This window comes from Methylosinus sporium, assembly GCF_003113265.1.
Lineage (GTDB): Bacteria > Pseudomonadota > Alphaproteobacteria > Rhizobiales > Beijerinckiaceae > Methylosinus > Methylosinus sporium.
Map to the genome: position 1 here is coordinate 1 of NZ_PUIV01000049.1, position 10,432 is coordinate 10,432.

Genomic DNA, 10,432 nt, shown 5'->3' on the forward strand with positions numbered 1-10,432 from the left:
TCTGCCCCCTCCCCCGCTTTGCGGGAGAGGGGGCAGATTCGGGGACGTCAGGACACTGCGAGCCGACCGCCCTCATGACGCCCCCCGCCCCTAAAATCCTCGTCTTCGACTCCGGGCTCGGCGGCCTCACCGTCTTCACCGAAGTGGCGAAGCTGCGCCCTCATGCGGCGCTGCTCTATTGCGCGGATGACGCCGGCTTCCCCTATGGTCCGCTCTCCGAGACGGCGCTGGTCGCGCGCGTCATGGAGGTGATGGAAAAGCTCGTCGCCGAGCTGGCCCCCGATCTCGTCGTCATCGCCTGCAACACCGCCTCCACGCGCGCGCTTCCCCCTTTGCGGGCGCGCTGGCCGCAGCTTCCCTTCGTCGGCACTGTGCCGGCGATAAAGCCCGCCGCCGAACATTCGCACTCGCGCCTCGTCTCCGTGTTGGCGACGCCCGGCACTGTAGCGCGCGATTACACGCGCGCTCTCATCGCCAGCTTCGCCGACGATTGCGCTGTGACTTTGGTCGGCTCGACGCGCCTCGCCCCGCTCGCCGAGGATTTTATGCGCGGCGCCGCTGTTTCCGAGGCGGAGATCGCCCGCGAGATCGCGCCCTGCTTCGTCACGCGCGACGAGGCGCGCACGGACGTCGTCGTGCTCGCCTGCACGCATTATCCGCTGCTGCTGGACTTTTTCCGGCGCCTCGCGCCCTGGCCGGTCGAATGGATCGACCCCGCCCCCGCCATAGCGCGCCAGGCCGATCGGCTGCTCGTCGAGCGCTTCGGCCCCGACCGCGAAGCGACGGCGCCGGCGCCCCGCGCGATCTTCACCAGCGGGGCGCGCCCGGAGCCGGCGCTGGCCGCGGCGCTGACGCGAATGGGCTTTTCTCCCGACTGAGCCCGCCCCCTCTTTGCCGCAGAGCGACAGAAGGAAAACGCCCCGCCCGCGTTTTTCCTTGATTATGTCCGCCGCTCTTGCTGTAACGCGCCGCACAATAATTCTCGAACTCCAAGAGGTGAGCGAAATGGCAGACTGGCCCGTCCATGCGAAGATTACCGGCCCGATCGTTCTGATCGGCTTCGGCTCCATCGGACGTGGCATCTTGCCGCTCATCGAGCGCCATTTCGACTATGACAAGAGCCGTTTCACCGTCATCGACCCTGTCGATACGCATCGTGAAATGCTGGATATTCGCGGCATCGCCTTTCAGAAGGTCGCCCTGACCAAGGACAATTACCGCGAAGTGCTCACCCCCCTGCTCACCAAGGGCGAGGGACAGGGCTTCGTCGTCAATCTCTCGGTCGACACCTCCTCGCTCGACATTATGAAGCTGGCCCGCGAGTTCGGCTGCCTTTATGTCGACACGGTGGTCGAGCCCTGGACCGGCTTCTACTTCGACAACACACTCGGCAACGAAGCGCGCACCAATTACGCGCTGCGCGAGACGGTGCTGGAGGAGCGTCGCCGCAATCCGGGCGGACCGACCGCAGTCTCCTGCTGCGGCGCCAATCCGGGCATGGTGTCCTGGTTCGTGAAGCAGGCGCTGCTGAACATCGCCGCCGACACGGGGCTGAAGATCGAGGAGCCGAAGACCCGCGCCGATTGGGCCGCGCTGGCGCAGAAGCTCGGCGTCAAGGGCATTCACATCGCCGAGCGCGACACGCAGCGCGCCAAGAGCCCGAAGCCGCGCGACGTCTTCGTCAACACATGGTCCGTGGAGGGCTTCGTCTCCGAGGGCCAGCAGCCGGCCGAGCTGGGCTGGGGCACGCATGAGAAGTCGCTGCCGGACATAGCCGGCACGCACTCCTCCGGCTGTGGCGCGGCGATCTATCTGAAGTCGCCGGGCGCCGACACGCGCGTGCGCAGCTGGACGCCGACGCCGGGACCGCAATTCGGCTTCCTCGTCACCCATAACGAGTCGATCTCGATCGCGGATTTTCTCACCGTGCGCGATGATTCCGGCAAGGTGGCGTACCGGCCGACCTGCCATTACGCCTATCATCCGGCCGACGACGCCGTTCTGTCGCTGCACGAGATGTTCGGCCGCGCCGGCAAGATGCAGGCGAGCTGGAAGATTCTCGACGAGAACGAGATCGTCGACGGCATAGACGAACTCGGCGTGCTGCTCTACGGCCACGCCAAGAACGCCTATTGGTACGGCTCCCGCCTCTCCATCGAGGAGACGCGCGAGCTGGCGCCCTATCAGAACGCCACCGGCCTGCAGGTGAGCTCGGCCGCGCTCGCCGGCATGGTGTGGGCGCTGGAAAACCCCACCGCCGGCATTGTCGAGGCCGATGAGGTGGATTTCCGCCGCTGCCTCGAAGTGCAACTGCCCTATCTCGGCCCCGTCGAGGGGGTCTACACGGATTGGACGCCGCTCGACGGCCGCCCGGGTCTCTTCCCGGAGGATATCGACGAGAGCGACCCCTGGCAGTTCAAGAATATTCTGGTTCGATAGGTAATCGGCGATCGCCGTCGAATCCGAAAGCTTTTCAGCGCGCCTGTCGCATGATCGCGACAGGCGCGCGCATTTTCATTGGCGAGCGCCCCGAGCCGACGCAATCGGCGCTTTGGTCTCTGATACAAATCGCATTGCTATGCTGCAGCCCATGGCGTCGAAGGAATGTCCTTCGAGACAGCGCCGTCGGGGTCCAGCCTCTCCAAAAAGACAAAGGAGACGGCAATGCTCACGTCGAAGTCGGCCTTCGTCCTGGCGATGGCGATCATGTGCTCGATCGCGCAGGCCCAAACGAAACGCTCGGAAGATTTGCAGCGGCCGCGCGACTCGAATACCGAGACCAGTTCGGGACCGGACCGCGAACGCCAGAGATATAACTTCTCGGGCGCGGTCGGACGGCTCGGCCTCGGCGCCGATCCCACGCGGCCAGAAGGCCCCGGCAATATCTCCAACTAGAGTCTTTGTCTTGACGCGTTTCCAACGCCGAACCGGCGTCCACTTCGGCTGGAAACGCTCTGGCGTCATTCCGGCCTCAAGCCGCCGGTATGAGCGCCGGCGGCAGGCCTGCGGATCGGCGATTCCACATGGACTGATAGAGACCTTCGAGATCGCGCGTATAGGCGGGAACATCGAAGAGCGCGGCGCCGGCGCGATTGCGCGCGAGCTTGGCCTTCAGATCCACGAGGCCTGCGGGATCGGTCGCCAGCCGATAGGCGAGATCGAAATAATCATCGAGATCGACGGCGATCAGCTCCGTCAGCCCGACCGCGCGCAGCAGGCTGCCGGCGACGCGCGAGGGAAAGGTGGAGCCGCTGCAAGTGACGATCGGCACGCCCGCCCACAGCGCGTCGCTCGCCGTTGTGTGGGCGTTATAGGGCGCCGTGTCGAGCACGAGATCGGCGAGCTGGAGTCGCGCCAGATGCTCGTCCTGCGCCATATCCGGCGCGAAGACGAGACGCGCGCCATTCACGCCGCGCTTCCACGCCTCATTGCGCAGATTGCCCTCCGCCATGGGCGCGCCGAGCAGCCATAGGACGCTGTGCGGCACGGCGTCGAGCAGCCGGCACCAGACGTCGAACATCTCCGGCGTGAACTTATAGGCCTGATTGAAGCAGCAGAAAACGACGCCCTGCTCCGGCAGGCCCATGGCCGCGCGCGTCGGCCGCGGCCCGATCGGCCCCGCGCGGCCGCGCGGCTGATAGCTATGCGGCATATAGGCGAAGGATTCGGAATAATCGCCGGCGGAGGCGAGCGGCGTCACATAATCGTCGGTGATGATATAGTCGCAGATATCCTCGCCGAGCGTGCCCGGATAGCCGAGGTAATTCACCTGCACGGGCGCCGGACGCAGCATCAGAATGCCGCTGCGCGCATTGGCGGTGAAGCCTTTGAGATCGATCAGCAGGTCCACCTCGTCGCGATGGATCGCGCGGGCGGCGTCGCCGTCGGAGAGCGCCTCTATGTCGACGAAATTGTCGAAAGCGCCGATGAGGCGACGACGCATCGCCTTGCCGTCATCGGCTCCATAAGAATAGGCGTTCACGCAAAAGCGCTCGCGATCATGCGCCTCCAGCGTCTCGATCAGCAGCAGCGCCGTCGCGTGATCGTGGAAATCATTGGAGAGATAGCCGAGCTTGATCTTCCGCCCATCCGCCGCGCGAAAGCGGAAATCGAGCGCGCGCCGCTCCGTCGCCGCGGCGGCGCGGCGATCGCGCGTCCACAGCTCGGAGCAGCGCCGCTGATCGGCGGCGCCGACGCCGGGCTGCGAGAGAAAGAGAAAAGGCGGCAGCGCGCCGGAGCCGTCGGCCGCGAGAAGATCGGCGAGCGCTTTGGCGTCGCCTGCGAAGTCATCCCAAGCGCACATATTGCGGCTGCGTCCGAGCGATCGCATCGCCGTCTCCCAGGTCGAAGTTTCTTCGCCTGGGCATGAAGGCGCGTGTCGCCTTCCGGATCAGACATCGGACGGAAGCAATCGCCGCGCCATTTCTCGGCGCTCTGGGGTATAAGCGGAGCCGCATGGCGACTGCTCTACTTTTATTTTATGAAAGTTCGTTCCGAGATGCGCTTTCGACATCTGGAGCGTCGAAATGGATGATGTTCTGAGGACTCAAAGGCTTCTGCAGGAGGAAGCCGACCAGATCGTAGAGCTCCTCGATCTGGACGTTTTGCTGAGCCGCGTCGGCAAACCGATCCGGGTCGGCAGTTCCGCTCTCGGCCTGATGGTTCGCCGAGACATCGACATCACTGTGGTTTGCGAAAGCCTGTCCGGCGAGGCGCGCGAGGCCTTCATTCGCGCTGGAGCCGAACTCATGTCGATGGATCGCTATGTGGTTTCCGTCCGCTTCAGAAACGACAGCGGCGCGTGGAACGCCGATCCGGCGAGCTATCCGGACGGTCTGTATCTCGGAGTGTCGGCGCGCGCCAGCGAGGGAATCGACTGGACTCTCGATATATGGGCGGTGGATCGGCCCGAACGGCAACCAGACCTGCGCCACTTGCAGACGCTACCGCCGCGTCTCGACGACGACCGCCGGAAGACGATACTGATCATCAAACAGGCGTTGGCGGCGATGAAATCCGGATCGTCGGAAAACAGGATTCCGAGCGCATATGTCTATGAGGCCGTCGTCGAGGACGGCGTCGGCGAGGTGAAGCAGTTCGCAGAGTGGCTCGCTGATAAGAAGGCGATCACATCCCTCTCGTCCGCTGTTCTCTGAGCCTTCGCCGCCGTCCGGCGCTTCAGCGGCAGAGTCGAGCGCCGGCCGCCCCGCGAAGCTACTGGTATACGGCTTCGAGCTTGTGTCCGTCGAGGTCGATCACGAATGCGGCATAGTAGCTCGGCCCATAGCGTGGCCGCGGACCGGGCGCTCCGTCGTCCTGCGCGCCGCACGCGAGCGCCGTGGCGTGAAAAGCCCGAACGGCCTCGGGAGTCGGCGCGACGAAAGCCAGGTGAAAGCCCGCGTCGACGCCTATGTCGGACGCCGAGCGTCGCTTCAGAGCGAAAGGCTCGCGCCCGTCCGGCGTCCCATAGCCGATCGATCTGGATCCGGTGTAGAGCCGCCTATAGCCGAGCACTGCGAGGACGGCGTCATAAAATTCCACCGCCTGCCCGAGATCGGACACGCCGATCGACAGATGACTGATCATCATCGTTCGACCGCCCGACCCTTCTCAAATCCCCGCGCCATCGCCGAGCGTCTCCTCGGCCGCGGTCGAGAAAATCCGCACATTGTTCAGCGACAGGGGCACGCTGCTGCCGAGCGTCGTTCCGACGCGATCATCCGTGTCGACCTCGACCGTCTGGTCATAGCCGGGGATGGAGATCGACGCGCGCAAGCCCGCAGCCGTGCGGCGCACCGCCTCGACCCGGCCCTCGAGCGCGCCGATCTGACCGCCATGCAGAGCGATGTCGGCGGGACGGAAATAGACGCGCGCCGGTCCATTGCGCAGATTTTCCGAGGAGACGTGCAGTTCCTTGCCCTGGAAAATCACCTTGCCGTCGGCGACCTGCACCGGCAGCGCCAGCGCCTCGCCGACGAAGGAGAGCACGAAGGGCGAAGCCGGCCGGTCATAGAGTTCATCCGGCGTGCCGATCTGCTCTATGCGGCCCTTGTCCAGCACCACCACGCGATCGGCGAGCTCCATCGCCTCATCCTGGTCATGCGTCACAAAAACCGTGGTGAGGCCGGTCTGCCGATGCACGTCGCGCAGCCAGCGGCGCAAATCCTTGCGCACGCGCGCGTCGAGCGCGCCGAAGGGCTCGTCGAGCAGCAGAACGCGCGGCTCGATGGCGAGCGCGCGGGCGAGCGCAACGCGCTGGCGCTGGCCGCCGGAGAGCTGCGCCGGATAACGCGCGCCGAGCCCATCGAGCTGCACGAATTCGAGCAGCCTGGCCGCGCGCTCGGCGATTTCGGCGCGAGAGGGGCGTGTCCTGCGCGGGCGCACTTTCAGCCCATAGGCGATATTGTCGGCGACGGTCAGATGCTTGAACAGCGCGTAATTCTGAAAGACGAAGCCGACGCGCCGCTCCTGCACGGACAGTGTCGTGGCGTCCTCGGAATCGAACAGAATGCGGCCGCGATCGGGATTGGAGAGCCCAGCGATGGCGCGCAGCAAAGTCGTTTTGCCGGAGCCGGACGGCCCGAGCAGCGCGACCAGCTCGCCGCGCGCGATCGTCAGATCGACAGCGCGCAAAGCCGGATAATCGCCGAAATCCTTCTCGACGCCCTCGATTCTGATCTCCACGCCATGCTGGCGCGGCGCGTCCTCAGTGACGGCGTCGACCGGCGATTTGACCGGCGTAGCGCCATTCGAGAAGCGTCTTGATCCCCAGAGTGACGAGAGCCAGCCCAGCCAGGAGGGAGGCGAGGGCGAAGGCCGAGACGATATTATACTCATTGTAGAGGATCTCCACCTGGAGAGGTATCGTGTTGGTCAGGCCGCGAATATGGCCGGATACGACCGACACCGCGCCGAACTCGCCCATGGCGCGGGCGTTGGCGAGGAGCACGCCATAGAGCAGGCCCCATTTGATGTTGGGCAATGTCACTGTGAGGAAAGTGCGAAAGCCGCTCGCGCCGAGCGTCAGCGCCGCCTCCTCCTCCACCGTCCCCTGCTCCTGCATCAGCGGAATGAGCTCGCGCGCCACGAAGGGGAAGGTGACGAAGATCGTCGCGAGAACAATGCCCGGAATGGCGAAGACGATCTGAATTCCATGAGACGACAATGTCGGTCCGAGCAGCCCCTGCGAGCCGAAGACGAGCACATAGACGAGGCCCGACACCACAGGCGAGACCGAAAAGGGCAGATCGATGAGCGTGATCAGCACGCTCTTGCCGGGAAAGGAGAATTTGGAGATGGCCCAGGCCGCGCAAATGCCGAAGACGGCGTTGAGCGGCACGACGATCGCCGCGACGAGCAGAGTGAGGCGGATCGCCGCCCGCGCATCCGGCTCGTCGAAAGTGGCGAAGAAGGCGCCGGCGCCTTTGGTGAGCGCCTCGGTGAAGACCACCGCGAGCGGCAACAGCAGGAAGAGGCCGAGAAAGGCCACGGCGACGCCGATGAGCAGATAGCGCGTGAGCGGAGCCTCCTCCGTCACGCGGCGCGTCGCGGCGATGCGAATGGCGGGCGCCAGCGCGTCAGACATGGCCGAACCTCTTCTGGCTCCAGGCCTGGATCAGATTGATCGCCAGCAGCACGGCAAAGGAGATGGCGAGCATGATCGTCGCAATGCCCGTCGCGCCGGCATAGTCGAACTGCTCCAGCTTGACGATGATCAGCAAGGGCGCGATTTCCGAGATATAGGCGAGATTGCCGGCGATGAAGATCACCGAACCATATTCGCCGACGCTGCGCGCGAAAGCCAGTGCGAATCCGGTGAGCAGGGCCGGCAGAATCGGCGGCAGCAGCACGCGCCAGACCGTATGCGCGCGGCTCGCGCCGAGAGTGGCCGACGCCTCCTCGAGCTCGACGTCGATCTCGGCGAGCAGCGGCTGCACCGTGCGCACGACGAAAGGCAGGCCGACGAACACCAGCGCGACGAGAATGCCCCAGCGCGTGAAGGCGATTTTAATGTCGTAATCGGCGAGCGGCTCGCCGAGCCAGCCATTGGGCGCATAGAGCGCCGCGAGCGCGATGCCGGCGACCGCTGTTGGCAGAGCGAAGGGCAGATCGACGATGGCGTCGAGAAAGCGCCGGCCCGGAAACTCATAGCGCGTCAGCACCCAGGCGGTGACGAGGCCGAAGACGACATCGATCGCCGCGGCGGCGAAGGAGATGAAAAAGCTCGTGCGCAGGGCCGCGGCGACGCGCGGCTCGACGGCGACGCCGTAGAGGCCCGCGAGGCCGAGCTCGGAGGCGCGGATGACGAGCATCGACAGCGGAAACAGGACGACGAGGCTCAGATAAAAGAGAGTGAAGCCGAATGTCGCCCGAAATCCGGGGATGACGCTCGGAGCCGGGAAGCTCCGAGCCTTTCTTTTCACGATTTGCGTCGATGCGCTCATGTCGGGTTCACGGCCTATTGCTTTTGGATGTCGTCGAAGACGCCGCCGTCGGCGAAATGGGTCTTCTGCGCCTTCGCCCAGCCGCCGAATATCTGATCGACAGTGAAGAGCTGGAGCTTCGGCAAGCGCTTCAGATCCTCCTTCGCCGCGAATTCCGGATGCGCGGGACGGTAATAATTCTTGGCGATGATCGCCTGCGCGGCGGGCGTGTAGAGAAAGTTCAGATAGGCCTCGGCCACTTTGCGCGTGCCTTTGGCGTCGACATTGCCGTCGACGACGGCGACCGGCGGCTCGGCGAGCACGGAGACGGGCGGGACGACAATCTCGAATTTGTCCTTACCGAATTCCTCCGAAGCGAGGAAGGCCTCATTTTCCCAGGCGATCAGCACGTCGCCGAGACCGCGTTGCGCGAAAGTGATCGTCGAGCCCCGCGCTCCCGTGTCGAGCACGGGGGCATTCTTATAGATCGCCTTGACGAAATCCTTGGTCTTGGCCTCGTCGCCTTTGAACTTCTCCAGTCCGTAGCCCCAGGCGCCGAGATAGTTCCAGCGGGCGCCGCCGGAGGTCTTCGGATTGGGCGTGACCACCGCGACGCCCGGCTTGGCGAGATCGTCCCAATTCTTGATCTTCTTCGGATTGCCCTTGCGGACGAGAAACACGATCGTCGACGTATAGGGCGAGGCGTTGTTCGGCAGCTTCTTCTGCCAATCCGCGGCGACCTTTCCGGTCTTGGAGACGATCGCGTCTATGTCGGCCGCGAGCGCCAGCGTCACGACATCGGCGGACAGCCCGTCGATGACCGCGCGCGCCTGCGCGCCGGAGCCGGCGTGCGACGCCTGTATCTCGATCGTCTCGCCGGTCTTGGCCTTCCAATCGGCGATGAAGGCGGGATTGATCGCCTTATAGAGCTCGCGCGTCGGATCATAGGAGACATTGAGCAACGCCGTCGCGGCCTGCGCCGAGGAATCGATGACGAGCGAGTCGACGAGAAGCGACACGCCCGCGACGAATGCGATAGCGGCGCCGAGGCCGCGCCGCGTGATTGAAACACTCAGCATACTTGTCTCCATGGTCTATTAATTCAGTGATGTTATGGACTAATATATTTCGGCCGCGCTGTAAACCGGGCGCGCGCCTCGAATTCGCGGTTTTTCGCGGTTTTGAGATCGGAAGACGCTCGCGCGTCGAAAAGGTCAGCGGCGTCGGCGGTTCGTCTCGAACTTGCCGGAGGCGAACAGAAACAGCGCGAGCAGGCCTGCGGCGCCGATCAGATAATAAGGGCTCAGCTCGAAACGGCGCTTGGCCACGGAGAAGGGGAAGCGCGCCGTCCAGTGCTCGCCCGCCGAACCGTCGATCGTGACGACGCCGACGAAATCGCCCGGCTGGGTGAACACATGCGTGAAAGAAAAAGTCCCTTTGGGATAGATCTGCGGCGCCAGGGACGCGGCGGTCGCCGCCTCTCGGTCGGATGGCTCATCTCTCTCGTCGGTCTGACGCAAGATGCGGAAGCCGGCCTTCATCTCCCGCAGCTCGGGAGCGGCATAATCGAAAACGAAAATCGTTTCCCCCAGTCGGGGAACGTCCTCGCAGAATTTCCGCGGAGGCGCGTCGCCCGGCTGATAGCCGGCGAAGTAGATGAGCTCGGGGCCGACCGCGAGAACGCAGCTGTCTTTGTCGGAAAGCAGATCGCCGCGCGCGATCGCCGGCGACGCGGCGCTCGCTGCAACCAGCGTGATCAGCAAGAGCGACTGTGCGATAGCGCGGCTCGACATGCGCCGTCCCCAATGAGCGTCGGGAAATCTCGATAGCAATTAATCGGCTCCCGCTGGTCTTGCAAGAAGCGGCGCGCGAGCGCGGCGCACGGACGCGCGCGGCGTGGACGAGCCCAGCGGAGCGCAAAGAAAAACCGGCCGGGCGCGAGGCCCGGCCGGCGTTGTTATCAGGCTATTCGAGGTTCGATCAGGGCATGTCGCCGGCGACGAACTTCG

11 protein-coding genes are annotated in these 10,432 nt (G+C 64.7%); 4 read left to right on the forward strand and 7 right to left on the reverse strand.

The window, feature by feature from the left end:
* The first annotated feature begins 74 nt into the window (after window positions 1-74).
* The 3 genes from murI to C5689_RS17870 all read left to right on the forward strand — a co-directional run bounded on the left by murI (window position 75) and on the right by C5689_RS17870 (window position 2,895).
* The gene (gene murI / locus C5689_RS17860; protein ID WP_108918591.1) at window positions 75-878 is read left to right on the forward strand and encodes a glutamate racemase; all 804 of its coding nucleotides are present in this window, start codon (window positions 75-77) and stop codon (window positions 876-878) included.
* Window positions 879-1,005: 127 nt separating this feature from the next.
* Entirely contained in the window at window positions 1,006-2,439 is a 1,434-nt protein-coding gene (locus C5689_RS17865) for a homospermidine synthase (protein ID WP_108918592.1), read from the forward strand.
* Window positions 2,440-2,664: 225 nt separating this feature from the next.
* Entirely contained in the window at window positions 2,665-2,895 is a 231-nt protein-coding gene (locus C5689_RS17870) for a hypothetical protein (RefSeq protein WP_146188424.1), read from the forward strand.
* 76 nt (window positions 2,896-2,971) lie between these two features.
* On the opposite strand, the gene C5689_RS17875 is transcribed toward C5689_RS17870, so the two are convergent.
* The gene (locus C5689_RS17875; RefSeq protein WP_167398744.1) at window positions 2,972-4,330 is read right to left on the reverse strand and encodes an O-linked N-acetylglucosamine transferase, SPINDLY family protein; all 1,359 of its coding nucleotides are present in this window, start codon (window positions 4,328-4,330) and stop codon (window positions 2,972-2,974) included.
* A gap of 196 nt (window positions 4,331-4,526) precedes the next feature.
* On the opposite strand from C5689_RS17875, the gene C5689_RS17880 reads away from it, so the two are divergent.
* A complete protein-coding gene (locus C5689_RS17880; RefSeq protein ID WP_108918594.1) occupies window positions 4,527-5,156 on the forward strand; it encodes a hypothetical protein in 630 nt (209 codons plus the stop codon).
* Window positions 5,157-5,214: 58 nt separating this feature from the next.
* Here C5689_RS17880 and C5689_RS17885 read toward each other — a convergent pair whose 3' ends face one another.
* From C5689_RS17885 to C5689_RS17910, 6 genes are all read right to left on the reverse strand, one after another.
* Window positions 5,215-5,589 carry a VOC family protein gene (locus C5689_RS17885; RefSeq protein WP_306432193.1) on the reverse strand — a complete coding sequence of 125 codons (375 nt, stop codon included), beginning with the start codon at window positions 5,587-5,589 and terminating at the stop codon, window positions 5,215-5,217.
* Window positions 5,590-5,610: 21 nt separating this feature from the next.
* Window positions 5,611-6,684, reverse strand: a complete 1,074-nt coding sequence (locus C5689_RS17890; RefSeq protein WP_108918595.1) for a sulfate/molybdate ABC transporter ATP-binding protein — start codon at window positions 6,682-6,684, stop codon at window positions 5,611-5,613.
* Window positions 6,685-6,706: 22 nt separating this feature from the next.
* Complete coding sequence (gene cysW / locus C5689_RS17895; protein ID WP_108918596.1) at window positions 6,707-7,585, reverse strand: sulfate ABC transporter permease subunit CysW; 879 nt, start codon at window positions 7,583-7,585, stop codon at window positions 6,707-6,709.
* Window positions 7,578-8,423 (reverse strand): sulfate ABC transporter permease subunit CysT, encoded by an 846-nt coding sequence (gene cysT, locus C5689_RS17900; protein ID WP_425293408.1) that lies wholly within the window; start codon window positions 8,421-8,423, stop codon window positions 7,578-7,580. The genes cysW and cysT overlap by 8 nt, the downstream gene beginning before the upstream one ends.
* A gap of 35 nt (window positions 8,424-8,458) precedes the next feature.
* Entirely contained in the window at window positions 8,459-9,502 is a 1,044-nt protein-coding gene (locus C5689_RS17905; protein ID WP_108918598.1) for a sulfate ABC transporter substrate-binding protein, read from the reverse strand.
* 135 nt (window positions 9,503-9,637) lie between these two features.
* The gene (locus C5689_RS17910) at window positions 9,638-10,216 is read right to left on the reverse strand and encodes a hypothetical protein (RefSeq protein WP_108918599.1); all 579 of its coding nucleotides are present in this window, start codon (window positions 10,214-10,216) and stop codon (window positions 9,638-9,640) included.
* Window positions 10,217-10,432: the final 216 nt, after the last annotated feature.

Coding starts and splice junctions, on each gene's coding strand:
- murI (WP_108918591.1), top strand. CDS start 75: ATGACGCCCCCCGCCCCTAAAATCCTCGTCTTCGACTCCGGGCTCGGC.
- C5689_RS17865 (WP_108918592.1), top strand. CDS start 1,006: ATGGCAGACTGGCCCGTCCATGCGAAGATTACCGGCCCGATCGTTCTG.
- C5689_RS17870 (WP_146188424.1), top strand. CDS start 2,665: ATGCTCACGTCGAAGTCGGCCTTCGTCCTGGCGATGGCGATCATGTGC.
- C5689_RS17875 (WP_167398744.1), bottom strand. CDS start 4,330: ATGCGATCGCTCGGACGCAGCCGCAATATGTGCGCTTGGGATGACTTC.
- C5689_RS17880 (WP_108918594.1), top strand. CDS start 4,527: ATGGATGATGTTCTGAGGACTCAAAGGCTTCTGCAGGAGGAAGCCGAC.
- C5689_RS17885 (WP_306432193.1), bottom strand. CDS start 5,589: ATGATGATCAGTCATCTGTCGATCGGCGTGTCCGATCTCGGGCAGGCG.
- cysW (WP_108918596.1), bottom strand. CDS start 7,585: ATGTCTGACGCGCTGGCGCCCGCCATTCGCATCGCCGCGACGCGCCGC.
- C5689_RS17905 (WP_108918598.1), bottom strand. CDS start 9,502: ATGCTGAGTGTTTCAATCACGCGGCGCGGCCTCGGCGCCGCTATCGCA.
- C5689_RS17910 (WP_108918599.1), bottom strand. CDS start 10,216: ATGTCGAGCCGCGCTATCGCACAGTCGCTCTTGCTGATCACGCTGGTT.